25 protein-coding genes are annotated in these 23,398 nt (G+C 63.2%); 10 read left to right on the top strand and 15 right to left on the bottom strand.

What is annotated here, in order from left to right:
• Positions 1 to 239: transposase (locus AC5ZG5_RS28300; protein WP_496165474.1), on the top strand; the 239-nt coding region annotated here is incomplete at its 5' end.
• A gap of 211 nt (positions 240 to 450) precedes the next feature.
• On the opposite strand, the gene AC5ZG5_RS28295 is transcribed toward AC5ZG5_RS28300, so the two are convergent.
• Positions 451 to 1,149 carry a class I SAM-dependent methyltransferase gene (locus tag AC5ZG5_RS28295; protein ID WP_456644815.1) on the bottom strand — a complete coding sequence of 233 codons (699 nt, stop codon included), beginning with the start codon at positions 1,147 to 1,149 and terminating at the stop codon, positions 451 to 453.
• Positions 1,150 to 1,275: 126 nt separating this feature from the next.
• On the opposite strand from AC5ZG5_RS28295, the gene AC5ZG5_RS28290 reads away from it, so the two are divergent.
• Entirely contained in the window at positions 1,276 to 1,815 is a 540-nt protein-coding gene (locus AC5ZG5_RS28290) for a Dps family protein (RefSeq protein WP_028165388.1), read from the top strand.
• A 70-nt stretch (positions 1,816 to 1,885) separates the two neighbouring features.
• Here AC5ZG5_RS28290 and AC5ZG5_RS28285 read toward each other — a convergent pair whose 3' ends face one another.
• The 6 genes from AC5ZG5_RS28285 to carA all read right to left on the bottom strand — a co-directional run bounded on the left by AC5ZG5_RS28285 (position 1,886) and on the right by carA (position 7,621).
• Positions 1,886 to 2,779, bottom strand: coding sequence for an MBL fold metallo-hydrolase (locus AC5ZG5_RS28285; protein WP_456644816.1), 894 nt, complete (start codon positions 2,777 to 2,779; stop codon positions 1,886 to 1,888).
• 11 nt (positions 2,780 to 2,790) lie between these two features.
• Positions 2,791 to 3,243: a DUF6691 family protein gene (locus AC5ZG5_RS28280; protein ID WP_456644817.1), complete on the bottom strand. Its 453-nt coding sequence runs from the start codon at positions 3,241 to 3,243 to the stop codon at positions 2,791 to 2,793.
• Positions 3,244 to 3,251: 8 nt separating this feature from the next.
• The gene (locus AC5ZG5_RS28275; RefSeq protein WP_456644818.1) at positions 3,252 to 3,677 is read right to left on the bottom strand and encodes a YeeE/YedE family protein; all 426 of its coding nucleotides are present in this window, start codon (positions 3,675 to 3,677) and stop codon (positions 3,252 to 3,254) included.
• Between the two features lie 248 nt (positions 3,678 to 3,925).
• The gene (locus AC5ZG5_RS28270) at positions 3,926 to 5,383 is read right to left on the bottom strand and encodes a DUF1254 domain-containing protein (RefSeq protein ID WP_456644819.1); all 1,458 of its coding nucleotides are present in this window, start codon (positions 5,381 to 5,383) and stop codon (positions 3,926 to 3,928) included.
• A gap of 397 nt (positions 5,384 to 5,780) precedes the next feature.
• The gene (locus tag AC5ZG5_RS28265) at positions 5,781 to 6,308 is read right to left on the bottom strand and encodes a cupin domain-containing protein (RefSeq protein WP_456644820.1); all 528 of its coding nucleotides are present in this window, start codon (positions 6,306 to 6,308) and stop codon (positions 5,781 to 5,783) included.
• A gap of 122 nt (positions 6,309 to 6,430) precedes the next feature.
• Positions 6,431 to 7,621: a glutamine-hydrolyzing carbamoyl-phosphate synthase small subunit gene (gene carA / locus AC5ZG5_RS28260; protein ID WP_456644821.1), complete on the bottom strand. Its 1,191-nt coding sequence runs from the start codon at positions 7,619 to 7,621 to the stop codon at positions 6,431 to 6,433.
• A 157-nt stretch (positions 7,622 to 7,778) separates the two neighbouring features.
• Between carA and AC5ZG5_RS28255 the strand changes: the two genes are divergently transcribed.
• The 3 genes from AC5ZG5_RS28255 to AC5ZG5_RS28245 are packed head-to-tail and all read left to right on the top strand — an operon-like array spanning position 7,779 to position 10,561.
• Positions 7,779 to 8,480, top strand: coding sequence for an alpha/beta fold hydrolase (locus AC5ZG5_RS28255; RefSeq protein ID WP_456644822.1), 702 nt, complete (start codon positions 7,779 to 7,781; stop codon positions 8,478 to 8,480).
• Between the two features lie 59 nt (positions 8,481 to 8,539).
• Entirely contained in the window at positions 8,540 to 8,992 is a 453-nt protein-coding gene (locus AC5ZG5_RS28250; protein ID WP_028165380.1) for a GatB/YqeY domain-containing protein, read from the top strand.
• 39 nt (positions 8,993 to 9,031) lie between these two features.
• On the top strand, positions 9,032 to 10,561 hold the full coding sequence (locus tag AC5ZG5_RS28245) for an FAD-dependent oxidoreductase (RefSeq protein WP_456644823.1): 1,530 nt from the start codon (positions 9,032 to 9,034) through the stop codon (positions 10,559 to 10,561).
• A gap of 143 nt (positions 10,562 to 10,704) precedes the next feature.
• Here AC5ZG5_RS28245 and msrB read toward each other — a convergent pair whose 3' ends face one another.
• The 8 genes from msrB to napE form a co-directional block, all read right to left on the bottom strand.
• Positions 10,705 to 11,115: a peptide-methionine (R)-S-oxide reductase MsrB gene (gene msrB / locus AC5ZG5_RS28240; RefSeq protein ID WP_130226010.1), complete on the bottom strand. Its 411-nt coding sequence runs from the start codon at positions 11,113 to 11,115 to the stop codon at positions 10,705 to 10,707.
• Between the two features lie 117 nt (positions 11,116 to 11,232).
• Complete coding sequence (gene msrA / locus AC5ZG5_RS28235) at positions 11,233 to 11,952, bottom strand: peptide-methionine (S)-S-oxide reductase MsrA (RefSeq protein ID WP_456644824.1); 720 nt, start codon at positions 11,950 to 11,952, stop codon at positions 11,233 to 11,235.
• Between the two features lie 242 nt (positions 11,953 to 12,194).
• Positions 12,195 to 13,304, bottom strand: coding sequence for an ATP-dependent DNA helicase (locus tag AC5ZG5_RS28230; protein WP_456644825.1), 1,110 nt, complete (start codon positions 13,302 to 13,304; stop codon positions 12,195 to 12,197).
• Positions 13,305 to 13,428: 124 nt separating this feature from the next.
• Positions 13,429 to 14,067: a NapC/NirT family cytochrome c gene (locus AC5ZG5_RS28225; protein ID WP_456644826.1), complete on the bottom strand. Its 639-nt coding sequence runs from the start codon at positions 14,065 to 14,067 to the stop codon at positions 13,429 to 13,431.
• Positions 14,064 to 14,534 (bottom strand): nitrate reductase cytochrome c-type subunit, encoded by a 471-nt coding sequence (locus AC5ZG5_RS28220; RefSeq protein WP_028165374.1) that lies wholly within the window; start codon positions 14,532 to 14,534, stop codon positions 14,064 to 14,066. The genes AC5ZG5_RS28225 and AC5ZG5_RS28220 overlap by 4 nt, the downstream gene beginning before the upstream one ends.
• Positions 14,531 to 17,044 (bottom strand): periplasmic nitrate reductase subunit alpha, encoded by a 2,514-nt coding sequence (napA, locus tag AC5ZG5_RS28215; protein ID WP_456644827.1) that lies wholly within the window; start codon positions 17,042 to 17,044, stop codon positions 14,531 to 14,533. The genes AC5ZG5_RS28220 and napA overlap by 4 nt, the downstream gene beginning before the upstream one ends.
• 43 nt (positions 17,045 to 17,087) lie before the next feature.
• On the bottom strand, positions 17,088 to 17,414 hold the full coding sequence (locus AC5ZG5_RS28210) for a chaperone NapD (RefSeq protein ID WP_028165372.1): 327 nt from the start codon (positions 17,412 to 17,414) through the stop codon (positions 17,088 to 17,090).
• Between the two features lie 28 nt (positions 17,415 to 17,442).
• Positions 17,443 to 17,628 (bottom strand): periplasmic nitrate reductase, NapE protein, encoded by a 186-nt coding sequence (napE, locus tag AC5ZG5_RS28205; protein ID WP_028165371.1) that lies wholly within the window; start codon positions 17,626 to 17,628, stop codon positions 17,443 to 17,445.
• A gap of 269 nt (positions 17,629 to 17,897) precedes the next feature.
• Between napE and AC5ZG5_RS28200 the strand changes: the two genes are divergently transcribed.
• The 5 genes from AC5ZG5_RS28200 (at position 17,898) to AC5ZG5_RS28180 (ending at position 23,384) form a co-directional block, all read left to right on the top strand.
• A complete protein-coding gene (locus AC5ZG5_RS28200; RefSeq protein ID WP_456644828.1) occupies positions 17,898 to 19,112 on the top strand; it encodes an LLM class flavin-dependent oxidoreductase in 1,215 nt (404 codons plus the stop codon).
• Positions 19,113 to 19,489: 377 nt separating this feature from the next.
• A complete protein-coding gene (locus AC5ZG5_RS28195; RefSeq protein ID WP_456644829.1) occupies positions 19,490 to 20,440 on the top strand; it encodes an aliphatic sulfonate ABC transporter substrate-binding protein in 951 nt (316 codons plus the stop codon).
• A 24-nt stretch (positions 20,441 to 20,464) separates the two neighbouring features.
• Positions 20,465 to 21,418, top strand: coding sequence for a sulfonate ABC transporter substrate-binding protein (locus AC5ZG5_RS28190; RefSeq protein WP_456644830.1), 954 nt, complete (start codon positions 20,465 to 20,467; stop codon positions 21,416 to 21,418).
• The gene (ssuD, locus tag AC5ZG5_RS28185) at positions 21,415 to 22,581 is read left to right on the top strand and encodes an FMNH2-dependent alkanesulfonate monooxygenase (protein ID WP_456644831.1); all 1,167 of its coding nucleotides are present in this window, start codon (positions 21,415 to 21,417) and stop codon (positions 22,579 to 22,581) included. Before AC5ZG5_RS28190 ends, ssuD begins: the two co-directional genes overlap by 4 nt.
• Positions 22,578 to 23,384, top strand: a complete 807-nt coding sequence (locus tag AC5ZG5_RS28180) for an ABC transporter permease subunit (protein ID WP_028165366.1) — start codon at positions 22,578 to 22,580, stop codon at positions 23,382 to 23,384. Before ssuD ends, AC5ZG5_RS28180 begins: the two co-directional genes overlap by 4 nt.
• The last annotated feature ends 14 nt before the right edge of the window (positions 23,385 to 23,398 follow it).

Raw genomic sequence — 23,398 nt, 5'->3', positions numbered from 1 at the left:
CCTCGATGGCCTATGTGCTGATCTGTGCCCTGCGGCGCATCGGCCTTGCCGAAACCACCTTTGCGGACGCCACCTGCGGCACCATCCGCCTCAAGCTCCTGAAGATCGGCGCGCTGGTGCGCATCAGCGTCCGCCGCATCAAGATCGCCATGGCCTCGGCCTGCCCAGCCGCCCAAGAATGGGGACACGTGGCTCGCCGCCTGGCCGAAGCCGCCAAGGCGCGCGCCTCGCCGGCCTGACACGCGACGCTGCGACGCGCCCAATCGGCGGCATCACCAACAAGGTCCAACGGAGACACTCAAAATCAAATCGCCCGCCGCGCCTTCAGCGCCACGGCTCCTCATCGCCTTCGCCAGATCATCCTATCCCCGTCGCAGAGCAATTGGTCGTGTGAGAAATACGGGCTAGCCATCCTTAGCCCGGATTAACCCTAACGGTTGCGTTGCACGATCACGCGTCGGGACGATGCGCGACGAACGTCATCCGCCATGGATTGTGGCCGATATTGCGGGGGGCGCGGGAGGCTTTGAAGCCGGCGGCCGCGAGCTTCTTCAGCATTTGCTCCTCGCCGTAACGCTGAAGGCCGATCCGTGTGCGCAATTGCCGATAGTCCGACAGCGCCGTGCTGATCAGCCCGAGCAGGGCATCCTTGAGGAAGCCGTGGCGGGCGCCGAAACCCAACAGCGCGAGAACGTCCCTGCCCATGCCGACTTCGGGCCGCAGGACATCGCCGAGTATGAGGCGCCCGGAGGGTTTGAGCAGGCGGCGAATGACGGCGAATGCGGCGTCCAGCTCTTCCGGTGTCATGTATTGCGCAACCGAATTCATGATGACGAGATCGACCGAGCCTTCGGCCATCTGCCCCACCTCATCCAGCGAGCGCACCCGGATCTTGGTGTTGGGCGCAAAGCGCGCGATCAGCCCTCCGCGCACGCCGGGCGCGGGCTCCGCGAGATAGAGCGTGGCGCAGGCATCCGCGACCTCTGCTGCGGACAGCGCTTCGCCACAGGCATAGTCGAGCACGATGGCGTCGGGCGAGGAGATATAGGCAATGATATCCCGCGCAACGATCCGGAAATGCAGGTCGCGATGCAGCTTGCTGACATAAATCGTATGCGTGGAATCGTAATAATCGATCCATTCATCCATCGGCAGTGGGCCCGGCAAAAACTTGCGGTTCCGGCATAGGAACCGGCATCCGTATGATGCGTTAGAGGGGCCGGCGACCAGGAGTTCGGGCCGCCGGTGTCCGGTGTCCTAACAGGAAGGTTCAACGTGAGCAAAGCCAAGCCTGATCCAAAATCCGACAAAATCTCCCCCGACCTCGATACCCCGACCGACCTGCCCAACGAGGCGGTCACGAAGGTCTCGGCGGCGCTCAATACGCTGCTCGCGGATGCCTTCGCACTCTACCTGAAGACCAAGAATTTCCACTGGCACGTCAGTGGCCGGCATTTCCACGATTACCACCTGATGCTGGACGAGCAGTCGGACGCAATCTTCGCCACCACCGATCAACTGGCCGAGCGGGTGCGCAAGATCGGCGGGACCACCCTGAAATCGATCAGCCAGGTCAGCAAATTGCAGACCATCAAGGACAACAACGAGGACTACGTGCCGCCGCGCGAGATGCTGCGCGAATTGATGGAAGACAACAAGCACGTCGCGGCCGCAATGCGGAAGGCGCGCAACCTCGCCGACGAGCACGGCGACGCCGCGACCGCAAGCATCCTCGAGACCTTCATCGACGAGACCGAGCGGCGCACCTGGTTCCTGTTCGAGGCCAGCCGCCAGGAAGGCAGTAATGCGGCATAGCACCAAAGACGGTGCGCAACGGCGACGAAGAGTGCGGAACGGCAGCGGGCTGCCTCGCCGCCGTTTGAGCTTATAACAGGTTAATTGGCACCTTCAGATATTGCTTGCCGTCGGCGTCCGGCGCCGGAAGCTTGCCGCCCTTCATGTTGATCTGCAGCGAGGGGATGATCAGCTTCGGCATCTGCAGCGTCTTGTCGCGCGCTTCGCGCGTGGCGACGAATTCGTCCTCCGTGATGCCGTCATGGACGTGGATGTTGTGGGCATGCTGCTCGGCCACCGTCGTCTCCCAGCGGATCTCGCGGCCGTTCGGGCCGTAATCGTGGCACATGAACAGGCGGGTCTCGTTCGGCAGCGACAGAATCCGGTGGATCGAGCGGTAGAGATCGCGGGCGTTGCCGCCCGGGAAATCCGCGCGCGCCGAGCCGCCGTCCGGCATGAACAAGGTGTCGCCGACGAAGGCCGTGTCACCGATCACATGCGTCATGCAGGCGGGCGTATGGCCGGGCGTATAGAGCGCGAAGGCCTTCATCGCGCCGATCTCGTAAGTGTCGCCGTCCTTGAACAGGCGGTCGAACTGGCTGCCGTCGCGCTGGAATTCGGTGCCCTCGTTGAAGATCTTGCCGAACGTCTCCTGCACGACCGTGATCTTCTCGCCGATGCCGATCTTGCCGCCGAGTCTGCTCTGGATGTAGGGCGCGCCCGACAAATGGTCGGCATGAACATGGGTCTCGATCAGCCATTCCAGCTTGAGGCGGTGCTTCGCGATGAAATCGATGATCTTGTCGGCGGATTGGTAGGCGATGCGGCCGGCCGCGTAATCGATGTCCATCACGGAATCGATCACGGCGCAGGCCTTCGATGTGGGGTCCTTGACCACGTAGCTGACGGTGTTGGTCGCCGGATCGAAGAATGCGGTGACCTCGGGCTTCACGGAGAGGTCGACGGTGTGAGGAATGTCGGACATGGGCTGCTCCTCTACTCGTAAAGTGATCCGGCAAGCGCCGGCTGCCGGTCGGCGAGCGCGCGAGCGCCGGCCATTCCGACCAACATGGCGATCAAGAACTGGATCGACGCCGACGATCCATAACCAAGCGCCACGAAGGCCGGACCGGGACAGAAACCGGCGATACCCCAGCCTACCCCGAAAATCGCAGGTCCGACGATCACGCGCAAATCGAAATCGGTTTTGGTCGGCAGATGGAATGCACCCGCAAGAACCGGTCGTGGCCACCTCAGCACAACCCTGAAGCCGATAAACGTGACGATGACGGCACCTAGCATCACGAACACGAGACTGGGATCCCACGATCCGGTGCGAATCGCCGCGAGGTCGAGGAAGTTCAGGACCTTCGCCGGATTGGACATGCCGGAGACCAGGAGCCCGAGTCCGAATGCCAGGCCGATGACGAACTGGATCAGAACAGACATGCGGGACCTCATGCGAGATGCCGGATGACGAAGGTCGTCGCAAATCCCGTCGCCATGAAGACCAGTGTAGCGACAATGGATCGAAGCGACAGCCGCGATATGCCGCAGACGCCGTGGCCGGAGGTGCAGCCGCTGCCCCATACCGAACCGAAGCCAACCAAAAGGCCCGCGATCGCCAAAAGGATACCGCCGGTCTCGATGGCTTGCGGCGGAAGGCTGCCGGTCGCAACCCGTACCACGACGGGCGCGGCGACGAGCCCGGCAATGAAGGCGAGACGACCGGGCCATTCCTGATCGTTGAACGGCGGAAGCAGGCGGGCGGCAATGCCGCTCACTCCCGCGATCCGACCGGCGAACGCCATCAACGCCACGGCGGAAAGGCCGATCAAGGCTCCGCCCAGCAGCGCGGTCATCGGCGTGAAGGCGGTCGGCATCTTCTTGCTCCCTCGATGGGCCGTCACTGAGACGGGGGCGGCGTCCGAAAGTGCGGAGGCTGCGAACCGGATCCGTCATCCGCCAGCCGTCTGATCAACTCGCCCAATTGATTGCGCGAGCCAATCTAGAGCATGATCCAGAAAAGTGGGCACCGGTTTTCCGAAAAAGATCAAAGCGGGATGACGATTCGAAGAAAAGTCATCCCGCTTTAGTGGGTCTTGAGACGGCGCCGACGCCCGATCGAGATTTACTGTGCCGACAATCCCAGCGTTGCCTGCGTCTTGACGACGGGCGGAGGATTCCATTTTCCGGTCAGCGCCTCGGACTTCGGACTGTAGAGGCGCATGGTCAGGTTGAAGGGGCCCTTCGGCGCCGGAAGCCAATTGGCTTCCTTGTCCTTGCCCGGGCTTTCGTTCTGGAAGTAAAGATCGAGCGAGCCGTCCGCGTTATACTTGAACGGCATCCAACTGCTGACTGCGAAGCGGTTCAGCACATTGCCGACCTGGAAGCCTTCCGGATCGTACAGCGTGATCGACCAGAACGCGTTGACCGGCGGGGCGGCATTCTTCTCGAACGTGATGGTGTACTTGCTTGCGCCGTCGAGCGGCTTGCCGGTCTCGTCGCCGAGATTGAGCGGATAGATGGCGTCCTCGGGCAGATTCGCGCCGAGCCCCAATTGCGAGACGATGGCACGCTTCAGATAGTAGTTGCCGTAAACACCCATCGTATCGGTGTTCATCGACCAGCCATTGGCAACCCTCGCCAGCGTCGGCACCTTCCAGGCCATCAGCTTCTGCGCGTCCTGCGGGGCGGTCTCGAAGGCGCGCTGCAGGACAGGGTCGATCCTGCCGATGTCGAAGCTCTTGCCTGGCTCGATGCCGATCTTCTTCATCTGCGCGATGATCGGCTGATCGGTGATATGAGGCGGGTGAAGCTTCAGCAGTTCGGCCGCATAGGCGAAATACACGCCGGCCGTCATCGCATCGACCTGGACCTTCGGCGGCGTCTTCATGTCGACGCTTGGGTCGGGCTTGAATTCGACGGGTTTGGGCGTCTTGCCGAATTCTGAAAGCGGCGCGACCTTGTAACCCGCCTGGATCTTGTGAACCGCATCGTAGTCTGCCGGGCCGTCGGTCTTGGTACGGCCGATCACCCAGACATAAGGCGTTGGTGCGTCGATCCGCTGCGTGTCCTTCGGGAGCTTGAACTCATCGACAAATCTGTCACGCAGATCCGGTCGCCAGCCGGGAGGCGTCAGCAGGAAGGTGCCCGCCTTGGTGCCCGTCGTCCGCCACCCCGGCGAGGCAAAGACATCGGTCCACATGTCCAGCATCGGCAGCAGATAATAGCGCCCGTCGGTATCAGGGACCGAGACCACGACGGGCTCCTTGGTCATGTCGAGCCATGATACGGAATAGAGCGTGTCGAAGTTGGAGCGCACCACGCCCTTGAAATTCGCCGGCGGATATTCTGATACGTTGACGAACGTGTTCATCGGCCCCTTGAAATCGGTGGTGCCGTTGGTGAATTGTTTCCGCGTCACGTCCATCGACAGGATAGGGTAGAAATAAATATAGGCGTCCACCGCGATGGCATGCGCTTCCTGCTCGGTGATTGCCGGCGCCGCTTGTTGCGCAAGCGCAGCGGGCACAGCCGGCGCGCCCAGGCCGAGAGACAAAGTCAGCGTCAGAATTCCTCGAAACATATCGACTACTCCTCAACTGATGTGTGCTGTCGTGATTTATGGGGGCAGGCCTCTACAATCGTTGGATGCTTCGACTTCGAAGTCTTCGCGTTCAGGCAAGGGATGTCAGGTGTGCAAGAGGGGGTGTGCAAGAGGGGGTGTGCAGCATAAGACGCCACACGACGCCCGCGGGGCAGATTATTGAATCCAATGCTATAAAGTCCGATGTCGAAGAACGACTGTTTCAACTACCTCCACGAGTACAATCTAGCACAAGCGCAGATGTGAACCAGTCGGGCCATCGCTAGCTCGTTGCGCTGTGTGCCCGCTCGTGGGCATATCCCCGCGGGCACCTCCCGCATCTTTCGGTCCTGCTGACCCCATGGGGACGCGCGATGGTGCCACTTGGCCCGCACGGTCAGCCGCGCTTCCACAACCTCACCAGCGGCCCATTCTCGCCCATCACCGGATCGGTCTTGGGTGTCGCGACCTGTGGGATCGTCTTCAGCGCCTTGGCGTGATTTTCGGGCGTCGGTCGCGTGATCTCCATCGGCGGTCCCGGCGGATAGGCGCCGACCACGCAGAAATCATCGCTCGCGGCAATCAATTGGTGCCCGGTGCCGGCGGGCAGGATCGCGACGTCTCCGGCGGAGATCTCCAGCACCTTGCCGCGATCGCCGCCGAACTGTACGCGCGCATGTCCTCGTGAGACGCCGAGCACCTCGTGCACGGTCGAATGATAGTGCAGGTAATCGTAGACGCCGTTACGCCACATCGCGCCCCAGCCATTGGCGCCGAACAACCCTTCGATAGTCTTCTCCGGATGCTCGTTGTCGACGTCGACGGTCGCCTTGTAGACCAGGAACGGCAGCGGATTGTTCGGCACCAGGCCGTCATCCTCGAAGACGATCGTGAGCGGCGTTGCATCGGCCTTGACGACGGACATGGGAAGCTCCCGTAGGATGGGTAGAGCGAAAGCGAAACCCATCGCGATTGCCGTGAGCCACCAGATGATGGGTTTCGCTTCGCTCTACCCATCCTACAACGTCATTTCGGCCGCCTACGTTCCTACGCCCGCTTCTTGTCGCGCATCAGGTCGGCGAAGCGCTTGAACAGGTAATGCGAGTCGCGCGGGCCGGGCGACGCCTCCGGGTGATACTGCACGGAGAACACCGGCTTGCCGTCGAGCTGGATGCCGCAATTGGAGCCGTCGAACAACGAGATATGGGTCTGCGTTGCGCCGGCGGGCAATGTCGCCTGGTCCACAGCAAAGCCGTGGTTCATCGAGGTGATCTCGACCTTGCCGGTGGTCTCGTCCTTTACCGGGTGATTGGCGCCGTGATGGCCCTGGTGCATCTTTTTGGTCTTGGCGCCGACGGCGAGCCCGAGGATCTGATGCCCCAAGCAGATGCCGAAGGTCGGCGTACCCGACTCGATCACCTTCTGGATGACGGGCACGGCATATTTGCCGGTCGCGGCGGGATCGCCGGGGCCGTTGCTCAAGAACACGCCGTCCGGGTTCATCGCGAGGATGTCTTCGGCCGACGTGGTCGCCGGCACCACCGTGACCTTGCAGCCGACGCCGGCGAGCAGGCGCAGGATGTTGCGCTTGATGCCGTAGTCGACCGCGACCACGTTGAATTCAGGGGTGGTCTGCCGGCCGTAGCCCTTGTCCCATTCCCAGGGCGTCTCGTCCCAGGTGAAGCGCTGACCGGAGGTCACCATCGGCACCAGGTCCATGCCTTCGAGGCCGGGCCATTCCCGCGCTTCTTCCTTGAGGCCGTGCAGGTCGAACCTGCCGTCTTTTGAATGCGCGATGACGGCGTTCGGCATGCCCTTGCTGCGGATCAGCGCCGTGAGCGCGCGGGTGTCGATGCCCGACAGGCCGATGATGCCGCGCGCTTTCAGCCATTGATCGAGATGGCGGGTGGCGCGGTAGTTCGACGGATCGGTAATGGCGGTGCGGAGGATCACCCCGCGCGCGCCCGGCGTTGCCGCCATGTTCACCGTCTCGATATCTTCGTCGTTGGTGCCGACGTTGCCGATATGCGGGAAGGTGAAGGTGATGATCTGCCCGGCATAGGAGGGATCGGTCAAAATCTCCTCATAGCCGGTCATGGCGGTGTTGAAGCAGACTTCGCCGACGGCCTGGCCTTCCGCGCCGAGGCCAAAGCCTTCCAGCACGGTGCCATCGGCGAGCACGAGGAGCGCGGTCGGTTTGTGGTCCGGCCAGGCTGAAGCGTTTTCGGATGTGGTCATGAGCCCTTTACATAGTTCCCACATCCTGCCGCGTCAAAGCGAAAGGGCGTCCATTCACACGGGTTTTGCGCCTATTTGACTGGCGGTTCCGGGGTTTTAAGCTAGGGTTCCCGCCATAACCTCGTTTCCCGGCCAAATTGCCCGTTTCGGAGCCCGCATGGACAACACGATGCCGATCCTGCTCGTCCCGGGCCTGGTTTCGTCGCCGCGGATCTTTGTCCCTGTCGTGCCGGCGTTGTGGCGGCTCGGACCGGTCACGGTCGCCAACCACATCCGCGACGATCATATGGGGGCGATCGCGCGCCGGATCCTGGCCGAGGCGCCGCCGCGCTTTGCGCTGGCCGGGCATTCGATGGGCGGCTACATCGCCTTCGAGATCATGCGCCAGGCGCCGGAGCGGGTGGCAAAGCTGGCCTTGATCAACACCCAGGCCCGCCCTGATACGCCGGAGGCCTCCGAGCGCCGCCGCAGCATGATGGCCCGCGCCAAAAGCGGCGATTTCCGCGGTGTGTTGGATGAGCTGTTTCCCGGCTTCGTGCACCCGTCGCGGCGCGAGGATGCCAGCCTGCGCCGGCTTGTCCACGAGATGGGCGAGGATGTCGGGGTCGAGGGCTTCATCCGCCAGCAGACGGCGGTGATCAGCCGCCCCGACTCGCGGCCGACGCTGGCCTGGATCAGGTGCCCGACCCTGGTGCTGACGGGCGACGAGGACCATACCATCCCGAATTCGCTGTCGGTTGAGATGGCGAACGGCATTCCAGGCGCCAGGCTCGTGATCCTGCCCGATTGCGGGCACCTGCCGCAGCCGGAACAGCCCGAGGCGACCGCGAACGCACTGGTCGAGTGGCTGCGGAACTGAGGTTGTTCTCGCGGAACGAACGGCCTAGATGGAAGGTTTCATCATTCAGGGACACGGCCATGCTGCGCGACGACATCAACAACGCGGTCAAGGACGCCATGAAGGCGAAGGAGGAGCGTAAGCTCTCCACGCTGCGCATGGTCAATTCGACCATCAAGAACGCCGATATCGACGCGCGCGGCCAGGGCAAGCCGCCGCTTTCGGATGCCGAATTGCTCGGCGTGCTGCAGAAGATGATCAAGCAGCGCCAGGAAGCGGTCGAGCTCTACGACAAGGGCGGCCGCGCCGAGCTCGCCGCGCAGGAGCGCGAGGAGATCGCGGTGATCTCAGCCTATCTGCCGAAGCAGATGTCGGAGGATGAGGTGAAGGCCGCGATATCAGCCGCGATCGCCGAGACCAATGCTGCCGGGGTCAAGGACATGGGCAAGGTCATCGGCGCGTTGAAGGCGAAGTACACCGGGCAGATGGATTTCGCGAAGGCCAGTGGCCTGGTGAAGGCGGCGCTGGGATAGGGCTTCGAACGGACCAGTTTCAAACCGACGGAGGACATCATGGCCGACCAGCAAGCCCAACCCTCCGGTCCCGATCTGTCGCAAGGCGTGGCGCCCTCCGACTTCTCCGGCGCCACTCTGCTCGGCCATGTCGGCGATGAAGACGTATTGCTGGTGCGTTCAGGGTCGGACGTCTTCGCGATCGACGCCCATTGCAGCCATTATCACGGGCCGCTGGCGGAAGGCCTCGTCGTCGGCGAGAGCGTCCGCTGTCCCTGGCATCACGCCTGTTTCGATCTGCGCACCGGCGAGGCTGCACGCGCTCCGGCGTTGAGCACGCTCGCGGTGTGGAAGGTCGAGCACGAAGGCGAGCGCATCTTTGTCCGCGAGAAGCGCGAGCAGCCCAAGCCTCGCGTGAAAGGCGCGATCGATGCGCCCGGCCGCATCGTGATCGTGGGCGGTGGCGCGGCGGGATTTGCCGCCGCCGAGATGCTGCGACGACAGGATTATCACGGCAGCATCACGATGCTGAGCGGCGAGGCCGCGGCGCCTGTCGATCGGCCGAACCTGTCGAAGGACTATCTTGCCGGCAGCGCGCCGGAGGACTGGCTGCCGCTGCGGCCTGACGATTTCTATTCTGGCGCCGCGATCGATCTGCGGCTCAAGATCAAGATCGCGTCGATCGATCCGGCTGCGCACCAGGTGGTTCTCGCCGATGGCAAGGCCTTGCCCTATGACCGGTTGTTGCTGGCGACCGGCGCGGAGCCGGTGCGTCTATTGATACCGGGCGCGGACCAGCCCCATGTTCATCTCTTGCGCTCGCTGGATGATTGCCGCGCGATCATCGCTTCAGCGAGCGGCGCGCGCCGCGCGGTTGTGATCGGCGCAAGTTTCATCGGGCTCGAGGTCGCGGCCTCGTTGCGGGCGAGGGATATCGAGGTCCACGTCGTCGGGTTGGAGCAGCGGCCGATGGAGCGCGTGCTCGGGCCCGAAATGGGCGACTTCGTCCGCAACCTGCACGAAGAGCACGGCGTCGCGTTTCATCTCGGCGACACCGTCACCGCGATCGACGGCAAGCGCGCGAGCCTGCAGAGCGGCGGCGTGCTCGAGGCCGATCTTGTCGTGATCGGCGTCGGCGTGCGGCCGCGTCTCGCGCTGGCCGAAAAGGCCGGGCTTGCGATCGATCGCGGCGTCACCGTCAATGCCTATCTCGAAACCAGCAGCGCCGGCATTTATGCAGCGGGCGACATCGCCCGCTGGCCGGATCCGCATTCCGGCGAGAACATCCGCGTCGAACACTGGGTGGTGGCGGAGCGCCAGGGCCAGACTGCCGCGCGCAACATGCTCGGTCAGCGGGAAGTGTTCAATACGGTGCCGTTCTTCTGGAGCCAGCATTACGACGTGCCGATCAACTATGTCGGCCATGCCGAGAAATGGGACGAGATCGACGTTGACGGCGATATTGCCGCAAAGGACTGCGTGGTGCGCTACAAGAGAGGCGGCCGCGTGCTCGCGGTGGCATCGATCTATCGGGATATTGCGAGCCTCGAGGCTGAGCTCGCCATGGAGCGCGGCGCGTTGGCGGCGTAGCCTGACCTCAGTACAATGCCGTCATGCCCGGGCAAAAGCGCGAAGCTCGTCTTCGCGCAGATGTCCCGGGCATCCACGTCTTTGTAGCTTGAGCAAGTGTCTTCGTGGATGGCCGGGACAAGCCCGGCCATGACGAGAATTGATCACTTCGGCTGCAGCTTCAGCGCTGCCGAGTTGATACAGTAGCGCAGGCCGGTCGGGCCGGGGCCGTCGGGGAAGACGTGGCCAAGATGGCCACTGCATTTCGAGCACAGGACTTCGGTGCGCACCATGCCGTGGCTGTGGTCGGTCTCCTCGTCGATATGGCCTTCCGTCGCCGGCTGCGTGAAGCTCGGCCAGCCGCAGCCGGAATCGAACTTGGCATCGGATTCGAACAAGGTCTGGCCGCAGCCGGCGCAGACATAGGTGCCCTGGCGGTGCTCATGCTCGTATTCGCCGGTGAAGGGACGCTCGGTCGCTTTCTCGCGCAGCACCGCATATTGCATCGGCGTCAATTCCTTGCGCCATTCGGCGTCGCTCTTGACGACCTTGTCTGGGGTCTTGGTGTCGGACATGGAGGCTCCTCTCACTATGCCGTCATTGCGAGCGAAGCGAAGCAATCCATGCCGCAGCACGTGCAGAGATGGATTGCTTCGTCGCTTCGCTCCTCGCAATGACGGAAACTGTGGCGCTTAATTCGTGACCTTGGTGTTGCCGACCAGTGTCGGCTTCTCGATGTAGTTTTCCGCGAAGATCTTCTTCAGGTTCTCGACCTTCGGGATGTCATTATACGCAATATAGGGTTGGTTGGGGTGCAGCGTCAGGTAGTCTTGGTGATAGGCCTCCGCGGGATAGAACCCCTCGAGCGGTCCGACCTTGGTCACGATCGGTTTCTTGTAGACCTTGGCGGCGTTGAGCTGGGCGATATAGGCCTCCGCCACCTTCTTCTGATCGTCGCTGGTGGCGAAGATCGCCGAGCGGTATTGCGTGCCGGTGTCCGGACCCTGGCGATTCAACTGCGTCGGGTCGTGCACGACCGAGAAGAAGATCTGCAGGAGCTTGCCGTAGGAAACCTGCTTCGGGTTGTACTTGATCTCGACGGATTCCGCGTGTCCGGTCGTGCCGGTGGAGACCATGTTGTAGTCGGCGGTCGCCTTGTTGCCGCCGGCATAGCCGGAAACCGCGCTGACGACGCCAGCGGTGTGCTGGAACACGCCCTGCACGCCCCAGAAGCAGCCGCCCGCGAGCACCGCGGTCTGGATGCCATCGGTGGCCTTTGCGTCGAGCGTCGGGACGGGAATGATCACGGCGTCTTCAGCCGCCCGCGAGGGGGCTGCGGCGAAGGAGGCGATGGCCAGCGCGCCGAGGGCGGCAGCGCAGAGCGACAGGCGGCGGAACGGGCGATTGGACATGGTTTCCTCTTTGGATGGGAGGGCCTGAAGCCAGTCTAGAACGGAAGCCAGGTTTCGGAAATCGGGCGGTCTTCCCCTGGATGCCGAAGATACGGGCTGGGGAGGGGGGTGTTACGGCCGGATGGACACGAGTCTGTGAACCAGCCCCGTCATTGCGAGGAGCGGAGCGACGAAGCAATCCATGCCTCCGCAAGTGGCGGCATGGATTGCTTCGCTGCGCTCGCAATGACGGAGGAGAGAGGTCACACCACCACGCTCAATCGCTTCGCCGCTCGCGTGATACCGGTGTACAGCCACCTCGCGCGGCTGTCCTGGAACGCAAAACTTTCGTCGAACAGTACGACGTCGTCCCATTGCGAGCCCTGCGACTTGTGCACGGTGAGCACATAGCCGTAGTCGAATTCGTCGTAGGGCTTGCGCTGTTCCCATGGGATGGTCTCGATGGCGCCGCCGAAGCATTCGCCGCGCACGGAGACCTTGGTGACCTTGTGGCCGAAATCCTCGTCCGGCATCACGCGCATGGTGATGATCTTGGATTTCGATTGCGCGCGCGCTTTCACCCGCCACAGGCCGCCGTTGAACAGGCCCTTCTTGCGGTTGTTGCGCAGGCAGACCAGCTTGTCGCCGGCGACCGGCAAGGGATCCTCGATGTTCTGCCGCTGTCGCATCCGCATGTTGTAGGCGCGGCGGGTGTTGTTGCGGCCCACCAGCACCTGGTCGGCATTCATGACGCGCTCGGGATCGAGCTCGTTGCGCGGCACCACCTCGCTCTCGCCATGGCGGCCGATCTCGAGCTCGCGGCCTTCGCGGATGTCCATCGACATCCGCACGATCGGATCGTCCTGCGCCTGGCGATGCACCTCGGTCAGCATCGCGTCGGGCTCGGCATTGGTGAAGAAGCCGGCGCCCTGGATCGGCGGAAGCTGCGCGGGATCGCCGAGCACGAGCAGTGGACAGTCGAACGACATCAGGTCGCGGCCGAGATCGGCGTCCACCATCGAGCATTCGTCGATCACGATCAGCTTGGCTTTCGATGCCGGCGCGTCGTCCCACAATTCGAAAGTCGGCTGCTCGACGCCGGATTCGCGGGCGCGGTAGATCAGCGAATGGATAGTGGAGGCGTTCTCGCAGCCCTTGTTGCGCATGACCAGCGCGGCCTTGCCGGTGAATGCCGCGAATTTCACCTCGCCGTCGACGCCGTCGGCGATATGTTGCGCCAGCGTCGTTTTGCCGGTGCCGGCATAGCCGAACAGGCGGAAGATCGGCGGTGTGCCGTTCTTACCCGGTTTTGCCTTGAGCCAGTCGGCGACGGCTTTCAGCGCGGAATCCTGATGCGGCGTAAAGGTGGTCATGGGTCTCGGCGGAGGAGAGGACAAGCGGGCGATCGCCCGCCGACTCAGCCCCTCAACCTAGCCATTCAGGCTGCCGGCGCAAGGTGCCGGCCGGCCGCCCCAGGATACCCAAAGATACCCAAGCCTATTGCCAGCCGGGAACGCCGCGCATATCCGGCAGGTGGTGAGCGATACCCTTGTGGCAGTCGATACAGGTCTTCTCGCCCGTGAACAGGAAGCGCTGATGCGCCACGCTCGCCCGCGGCGACTGCTTGGTGATGTCCATCGATTGCGCGCTGTGGCAGTTGCGGCATTCGAGCGAATCATTGGCCTTGAACCGCGCCCATTCGTGCAGCGCGAGCTCGAGCCGATTGTCGACGAACTTGTCGCGGGTGTCGATGCTGCCGAAAAGATGGCCCCAGACTTCCTTGGAGGCCTGCATCTTGCGGGCGATCTTGTCGGTCCAGTTGTGCGGGACGTGGCAGTCCGGGCAGGTCGCGCGCACGCCGGAGCGGTTGGTGAAGTGGATGGTGGACTTCAATTCGGCAAAGACGTTGTCACGCATCTCGTGACAGCCGGTGCAGAATTTTTCGGTGTTGGTCAATTCCAGCGCGGTGTTGAAGCCGCCCCAGAAGATCACGCCGGCGACGAAACCGGCAAGCACCAAGACGCCGAGCCCGAACACCGAGCTCGGCCGGATCAGCACGTCCCATAGTTCGAGGGCAAAACGCCACGGCCGCGCAAACCAGCCTTGGCGTGGCGGCGCCTTGTCGACGTCGCTCATCGGTGGCCACCGGGTGCTGGGCGATTCAGGATGGTGTCGATGTCGACGAAATCATTGGTCACCGGCGGCGTCGTGACGTTCTGCGGAACGTGACATTCCGTGCAGAAGTACCGACGCGGCGATACCGAGGCGAGGAACTGGCCGTCGCGGTCCATGAAATGGGTGATGCTCACCATCGGCGCCTGCGATTCGCCGGTGCGGGCGCGGGCGTGGCAGGACAGGCATTTGTTGCCGTTCATATCGACCTGGTAGCCGTCGATCGAATGCGGGATCACCGGCGGCTGCTCCGGGTAGTTGCGGATCTCCCGTTCAGCGGTGTTGCGCATCGGCGTCATCGGCGGCGCCGGTCCCTCCTCGTTGAGCGGGGCGGGACCGCGCAGGCCGGACGTGACGCCTTGCGCGAGCAGCGAGCTTGAAGCGGCGACAAGCGCAATGGCAAGAACAACGATAGCGGACTTCCCGATCATGTCGTCGTCACCTTCTCGATGCGCACAGCGCATTTCTTGTAGTCGGTCTGCAGCGAAATCGGATCGGTCGCATCCAGCGTCACCTTGTTGATGAGCTTGGATTCATCGAACCAGGGCACGAACACCAGGCCGCGCGGCGGCTTGTCGCGGCCGCGGGTCTCCAGCCGGACGCGGATGAAACCGCGGCGGGATTCCACCTTGACCTCGTCGCCGCGGCGCAGCTTCAGATCAGCGACGTCGTCGGGGTGCATAAAGCAGACGGCTTCAGGAAATGCCCGGTAGAGTTCGGGAACGCGGCGGGTCATGGTGCCGGAGTGCCAATGCTCCAGCACGCGGCCGGTCGAGAGCCAGAACGGAAAGTCCTTGTCGGGCGATTCCGCCGGCGGCTCGTAGGGCAGTGCGAAGATCCGCGCCTTGCCGTCGGGGAAGCCATAGAACTGAACGCCGGTGCCCTGCTGGACGTAGGGGTCGAGCCCCTCGCGGAAGCGCCAGCGGGTCTCCTGGCCGTTGACGACAGGCCAGCGCAATCCGCGCACCTGGTGATAGGTGTCGTACGGCGCGAGGTCGTGGCCGTGGCCGCGGCCGAACGAGGCATATTCCTCGAACAGGCCTTTATGGACGTAGAAGCCGAAGGCCTTCGACTCGTCATTGGCGTAGCCGGCCTCGATGTCGGTGACCGGGAACTTGTCGACCTGGCCGTTGCGGTAGAGGATGTCGAACAGCGTCTTGCCGCGATACTCCGGCATCTTCGCGATCAGCTCTTCCGGCCAGACTTCCTCGACCTTGAAGCGTTTGGAGAACTCCATGAGCTGCCAGAGGTCGGAGCGCGCCTCGCCCGGCGCCGACACCAGTTGGTGCCAGGTATGGGTGCGGCGTTCGGCGTTGCCATAGGCGCCTTCCTTCTCGACCCACATCGCCGTCGGCAGGATGAGGTCGGCGGCCAGCGCCGTCACGGTCGGATAGGCGTCCGACACCACGATGAAATTCTCGGGGTTGCGATAGCCGGGATAGGTCTCCTCGTTGCCGTTGGCGGCGGCCTGCAGGTTGTTGTTGACCTGGATCCAGTAGGCGTTGAGCAGCCCGTCCTTCAGCATTCGGTTCTGCAGCACGGCATGATAGCCGGGCTTGTCGGGAATGGTGCCTTCCGGAAGTTTCCAGATGTGCTCGGCCTTGGCGCGATGCTCCTTGTTGGTCACGACCATGTCGGCCGGCAGGCGGTGCGAGAAGGTGCCGACCTCGCGCGCGGTGCCGCAGGCCGATGGCTGGCCGGTCAGCGAGAACGGGCTGTTGCCGGGCTCGGAGATTTTTCCGGTCAGGAGGTGGATGTTGTAGACGAGGTTGTTGCACCAGACGCCGCGGGTGTGCTGGTTGAAGCCCATGGTCCAGAAGCTCGTGACCTTGACCTTCGGATCGGCATAGAGCTCGGCGAGTGCCTGCAGCCGGCTGAGCGGGACGCCGGCCATGTCGGCCGCCTTCTCCAGCGTGTAGTCGGAGACGAACTTGACGTATTCGTCATAAGTCATGTCCTGGGCATCGCCCGCCTTGGCGCGGCCGGTCGCCTTCTTCTCCAGCGGGTGGTCGGGCCGCAGGCCGTAGCCGATATCGGTCTGGCCGCGCTTGAACAGCGTGTGCTTGTTGACGAAGTCCGTGTTGACCCGCCCGGTCTTGACGATGTGGTTGGCGATCGCGTTGAGCAGATAGAGGTCAGTCTGCGGCTTGAACACGAGGCCGATGTCGGCGAGATCGAACGAGCGGTGCTCGAAGGTCGAAAGCACGGCAACGCGCACATGCGGCGCCGAGAGGCGGCGGTCGGCGACCCGGGTCCACAGGATCGGGTGCATCTCCGCCATGTTCGAGCCCCACAGCACGAAGGCATCAGTGGCCTCGATGTCGTCATAGCAGCCCATCGGCTCGTCAATGCCGAAAGTGCGCATGAAGCCGACGGCAGCGGAGGCCATGCAATGCCGCGCATTGGGATCGATGTTGTTGGAGCGGAAGCCGGCCTTGAACAGCTTTGATGCCGCGTAGCCTTCGAAGATCGTCCACTGGCCGGAGCCGAACATGCCGATGCCGCTCGGCCCGCGCTTCTTCAGCGCGGCCTTGAACTTCTCCGTCATCACATCGAAGGCCTCGTCCCATGAGACTTCGGTGAAATCGCCGTTCTTGTCGTACTTGCCGTCCTTCTTGCGCAGCAAAGGCTTGGTCAGGCGATCATGGCCGTACATGATCTTGGAGAGGAAATAGCCCTTGACGCAGTTCAGGCCGCGGTTGACTTCCGACTTGATGTCGCCGTGGGTGGCGACGACGCGGTTGTCCTTGGTCGCGACCATCACGCTGCAGCCGGTGCCGCAGAAGCGGCACGGCGCCTTGTCCCACTTCATTTCGCTCTCGGCGCGTTCGGTGACGAGGTTGGCGGCACCTGCCGCAACCGGCATGCCTCCGGCGAGCGCCGCCATTGCGGCGGCTTCCAGTTTCAGGACCTGGCGGCGATCCAGCTTGGGGGCGGTCATGGCATTTCCTTCCCTTCATCAAGGGGCGGCCGATCACGTGTCATCACACGTTATCGGCGTCGACGGCGTGGAACACGAGCGAGGCGGAATAGACGTTGGGCAGCGCGGAAATCGTGTTGAGCGTCGCGCCGAGCGAGCTTGCGTCGGGCGCATCCACGACGACCACGAGCTTTCCCTTCTCATCGCGGCCGTAAATCTCGCAGCCGCGCAGTGCCGTGATCGCAGCTTCGGTGGCATCGAGCCGCTCAGGCCGGGTTTGCACGAGGATGCTGGCGATCTCGCCGCCGGGCGGCGGCACGACAGGCTCGGCCTGCAGGACGCGCCCCGTGATGAGCGCTCGGCGGTCGATGGTGGTCTGAGCTCTGATCATGTCGGGTGTTCCTTGAGAAATCGGCTGCTCAATGTGGCGGGGGAGGGCCCGGCGGGCCCGCGATCATCTGATAGATCCACACAGCAAGTCCGTAGCTGCCCACCGTGGCCACGGCCAAAGCGGGCATCACAACTGCCGTGAGAAAAAGAAATGCGAAGATCTCCATGCGCCTACGGCGCGGCCTCGCGCTCGCATCGTCGCTGGTTGCCGACATACGTCGTCTCGATTCGATTTGGATTGTGTGGGGGAAGGCCTCGTTGCCTTCCGAAAAAAAGTAACGTCGCTGGGATACTTTAGCACTGATCTAAATCAATGCGCGCCAAAACTATACTAGCTCGAAGCGGATTCGGCGGCGCCGCTACCCGCAAGGTTACTGTTTGGTTGCGGCGCGCGTCTTCCGCCATCCGGAATTGGCAAAGGCTGGACTTCGCGCGCCCCGGCAATACACTGCAGCAAACAAACAAGACGTACGGGAGCGACGCCATGAAATTCGGCATCTTCTACGAGCTGCAACTGCCGCGTCCGTGGAACGAGGGCGACGAGCTCAAGCTTTATCAGGACGCATTGACGCAGCTCGAGACCGCCGACCGGCTCGGCTACGACTATGCCTGGGTCGTGGAACATCATTTCCTCGAGGAATACTCGCACTCGCCGGCGCCGGAATCGTTCCTGGGTGCGGCAAGCCAGCGCACCCGCAACATCCGGCTCGGGCATGGCATCTTGCAGCTCACGACCAACCATCCCGCGCGTGTCGCCGAGCGGGTCGCAGTCCTCGATCTCCTCAGCAACGGGCGCTGCGAATTCGGCATGGGCGAGAGCGCCTCGATCACCGAATTGACGCCGTTCGGCCGCGACATGGAGACCAAGCGGGAAGTGTTCGAAGAGGCGGTCGCGGCGATCTTCCCGATGTTCACCAAGGTCGGCACCGAGCATCACGGCAAATATTTCGATATCCCCTTGCGCAACGTGGTGCCGAAGCCGGTGCAGAAGCCGCATCCGCCGCTCTGGATGGCGTGTTCGCAATTGCCGACCATCGAGCGCGCCGGGCAGCACGGCTTCGGCGCGCTCGGCTTTCAGTTCGTCAGCGCGGACGCGGCGCATGCCTGGGTGCATGCCTATTACAACGCGATCACCAAGCGGCTGAAGAAGCTCGCCGACTACCAGATCAATCCCAACATGGCGCTGGTGTCGTTCTTCATGTGCGCCAAGACGGATGAAGAAGCGCGCGCCCGCGCCGACGGCGCCACCTTCTTCCAGTTCGCGCTGCGCTATTATGGCGCGTCGCAGAACCGGCAGCGGCCGGCGCCGGGCACCGTCAACATGTGGGACGAGTACAACAAATGGAAGCGCGACAATCCGGAAGCGCAGGAAGCCGCATTGCGCGGCGGTCTGATCGGATCGCCTGAAACCATCCGCAGGAAGCTGCGCCGCTTCCGCACCTCGCACATCGACCAGGTGATCCTGCTCAATCAAGCCGGCAAGAACACGCACGACCATATCTGCGAGTCGCTCGAATTGTTCGCCCGGGAAGTGATGCCGGAGTTCCAGCACGATCCCGAGCACGATGCATGGAAGCAGGGCGTGATGAGCGGCGAGATCAAGCTCGAGGAGATCGACACCGAAGCGTTCAAGGATCGCTACAGCAAACTGTCGATCAACCCTGGCTCGCAAGCGGAGAAGGCAGCAGCGAGCGGCTGACAAATTTGAAGGCAGCGCCACACTCCACCGTCATGCCCGCCAACGGATCGGCGCGAAGCGCCGCCCGATGACAGGCTCCGGCGGGCATCCAGTGCGCCGCGGCATTTCGGCTCACGCTCTGGCGCCGGTGGTTACTGGATCGTCTGCTTTCGCGAACGATGCCAGCGGAGAGCTGTCCGCATCCCGATTTCGTGAAGGAAATATTTCGCTACGCACAATCCGCGGCTTGAAAGAAACCGCGCGTCCGGTGCCCGATGGCAGTGCGGGCATCGCTATTTTTTCGGGGTCCTCGACAGCCTCATTCGTGCCCCCCATCATTCCCTGACGCCGCATGATGGCGCGCGGATAACGCGCTCGATCGTCAGGAGAATTTGGTAGTGAAGCGTCGCGAGTTCCTAACACTGTCGCTCGGCTCTGCCGCCGTCGCTGCTTTGCCCTTGCGCGCGCAGGCCGAGGCGGCGCTAAAGGAAATTCGTGTCGGCTACCAGAAAACCGGCGTGCTGGTTATCGCGCGGCAGCGCGCAACCTTGGAAAATCATTTCAAGTCGGCCGGCATCGAGGTGAAATGGGTCGAGTTTTCCTCGGGCCCGCCGATGATGGAAGCGATGAATGTCGGTAGCATCGACTACGGTGCGGTCGGCGACTCGCCACCGGTATTTGCGCAAGCTGCCGGCGCGGCGATCGTTTATGCCGCCGGCCAGCCGATCACCAACGGCCAAGGGATATTGGTGCCGCAGAACTCGGCCATCCGCACAATTGCCGATCTCAAGGGCAGGCGCATCGGCTTCACCAAGGGTTCCAGCGCGCACAACATCGTGGTGCAGACGCTGGAAAAGGCCGGCCTCACCTACAACGATATCACGCCCGTCTATCTGACGCCGCCGGACGCGGGCCCGGCATTCGCCAATGGCAGCATCGATGCCTGGGCGGTCTGGGATCCCTATTTCGCCATCGCCGAGACCAAGCAGAACGGCCGCATCCTGGTGAACTCCTACGAGATCACCAAGACCAACTCGTTCTTCATCGCCAACCGCGACTTTTCGAAGAATCACGGACCGATCCTGCAGCAGATCAACGACGTCATCGCATCGACCGCGACGTGGGCGGAGGCGCACCGCAACGAAGTGGCCAAATCGCTCAGCGCTGTGACCGGCGTTCCGCTCGACATCCAGACCGTCGCTGCCAATCGCGCCGCGTTCAAGATCGGACCGGTCACCGACGACATCGTCGCGACCCAGCAGGGCGTTGCCGACCGCTTCTTCAAGCTCGGCCTGATCCCGAAGCAGATCGCGATCCGCGACATCGTCTGGCGCAACCCCCAGAGCTGAGTTCATTTCCACGCAGAGGTCATCATGCGACGTATCATTCAACGCTGGATCACCAGTGCGGTGCTTTCAGTCAGCATTGTCGCCGCCGCCGTCAGCGCGTCCTACGGGCAGGAGAAAACCGTCCGCATCGGCTTCCAGAAATACGGCAAGCTGGTTCTGCTCAAGAGCAAGGGCACGCTCGAGGAGAAGCTGAAGGCGGTCGGCTACAAGCTGGTGTGGACCGAATTCCCGTCCGGACCGCCGCTGCTCGAGGCGCTCAATGTCGGCGCGATCGATTTCGGCAACACCGGTGAAGCGCCGCCGATCTTCGCGCAGGCCGCTGGCGCGCCCATCCAATATGTCGCCTATGAGCCGCCGGCGCCGAAAGGCGAAGCGATCCTGGTGCCGAAGGACAGTCCGCTGAAGTCGGTTGCCGATCTCAAGGGCAAGAAGATCGCGCTCAACAAGGGCTCCAACGTCCATTATCTCCTGGTAAAGGCCCTGGAGAAAGCCGGCGTCAAATATTCCGAGATTGAGCCGGTGTTTCTCGCGCCCGCCGATGCGCGCGCCGCCTTCGAGCGCGGCTCGGTCGATGCCTGGGTGATCTGGGATCCGTTCCAGGCCGCGGCGGAAGCTGCCACCGGCGCGCGCACGCTGGCCGACGGCACCGGCATCGTCTCGAACTACCAGTTCTATTTCTCCTCGAAGAAATTCCTGGAGAGCGATGCGAAGATCGTCGATCTCGTGCTCGCGCAACTGAGCGAGGTCGATGACTGGGCCAAGGGCGACATCCACGCGGTCGCCGAGCAACTCGCGCCGTCGATCGGCCTTTCGGTGCCGGTGGTCGAGGTGGCGTTGAAGCGCCAGTCCTACGGCATCAAGCCGCTCACCGATTCCGTGATCGCCGACCAGCAGCAGGTGGCGGACACGTTCTTTGCCCTCGGCCTGTTGCCGAAACCCATCAAGATTTCAGACGTCGCGCGGAGGTCCGGATCGTGACTAAGCAACTCAACGCCAACATCCTCTGGTTCCTGCCGACCCATGGCGATGGCCGTTATCTCGGCACCTCTATCGGCGGACGCGAGGTGAACTTCAACTATCTGCGCCAGATCGCGCAGGCGGCCGACCAACTCGGCTATTACGGCGTGCTGCTGCCGACGGGACGAAGCTGCGAGGACTCCTGGGTGGTCGCCTCCGCGGTCGCGCCGCAGACCGAGCGGCTGCGTTACCTGGTGGCGGTGCGGCCCGGCCTGCAGTCGCCCGCCGTCGCCGCGCGCATGACCGCGACGCTGGACCGGCTGTCGAACGGACGGCTCTTGATCAACGTCGTCACCGGCGGCGACCCCGTCGAGAACAAGGGCGACGGCATCTTCCTGGCGCATGACGAGCGCTACGAGGTGACGCGCGAGTTCCTCAACGTCTATAGCGACCTGCTCGCCGGCAAGACCGTCAATGTCGAGGGCAAGCACATCCGCATCGAGGATGGCCGGCTGTTGTTCCAGCCGATCCAGTCGCCGCGGCCGCCGCTCTATTTCGGTGGCTCGTCGGACGCCGGCATCGACGTTGCGGTCGACACCGTCGACAAGTACCTGACCTGGGGCGAGCCGCCGGCGCAGGTGGCCGACAAGATCGCGCGCGTGAAGGCCGTTGCCGATAAGCGCGGCCGCAAGGTCTCCTTCGGCATCCGCCTGCACGTGATCGTGCGCGAGACCAATGCGGAAGCCTGGAAGGCCGCCGACGAATTGATCCAATACGTCACCGACGACACCGTGGCGGCGGCGCAAAAAATCTTCTCGCGCATGGACTCGGTCGGCCAGCAGCGCATGGCGCAATTGCACGGCGGCCGTCGCGACAAGCTCGAGATCAGCCCGAACCTGTGGGCGGGCGTTGGCCTCGTGCGCGGCGGCGCGGGCACTGCGCTGGTCGGCGATGCTCAGACTGTGGCTGCGCGGATCAAGGAGTATCAGGACCTCGGCATCGATACCTTCATCATGTCGGGCTACCCGCACCTCGAAGAGGCCTACCGCTTCGCCGAACTGGTGTTCCCGCTGCTGTCGCTTGAGCATGGCGGCAACGTGACGCCGATCCGCGTCAACACCGGACCGTTCGGCGAGACCATCGGCAACGAGTATCGGCCGCAAAAGCAGGTATCGGAATCATGAGCCTCATCGACAGCCTCCCGCGCGTCCGCGCGCCCAAATTGCCGCGGGCTGACGGCCTGATCCCCTGGATCGTGCCGCTCGCCATCATCGTCATCTGGCAGCTCGCCTGCGTCACCGGCTTTGTGCCCGCGCGGGTGCTGCCGGCACCGACCGACGTTGCGCTGGCGGGATGGAAACTGCTGTTGTCAGGTGAGTTGATCCGCAACATCTGGGTTAGCTTCTGGCGCGCCAGCATCGGCTTTTTGATCGGCGGCGCCATCGGCTTTGCTTTCGGCCTCGCCAACGGCCTGTCGCAACTCTCGGCGAAACTGACCGACACCACGCTGCAGATGGTGCGCAATATCCCGCATCTGGCGCTGATCCCGCTGGTCATCCTATGGTTCGGGATCGACGAGTCGGCAAAACTGTTCCTGGTGGCGCTCGGCGTGTTCTTCCCGATCTATCTCAATACGCTGCACGGCATCCGCACCGTCGATCCGCAACTGATCGAGATGGGCCGCATCTATGGCATGACCGACGGCGAATTGTTCCGCCGCGTGATCTTCCCCGGCGCGCTGCCCTCGATTTTCGTCGGCCTGCGTTTTGCCCTCGGCATCATGTGGCTGACCTTGATCGTGGCCGAGACAATCGCGGCCTCCTCGGGGCTCGGCTACATGGCGATGCAGGCGCGCGAATTCATGCTGATCGACGTCGTCGTGCTCTCGATCCTGATCTACGCCCTGCTCGGCAAGCTCGCCGACAGCGCCTCGCGCGCGCTGGAGCGGCTGACGCTGTCCTGGCATCCGGCCTTCCAGAAACACTAAGGAACTGAGGAAGA

This window comes from Bradyrhizobium sp. Ses1, from assembly GCF_059512365.1.
Note: the sequence above shows the minus strand (reverse complement) of the source record. Positions and strands in the feature narration are given on the sequence as shown.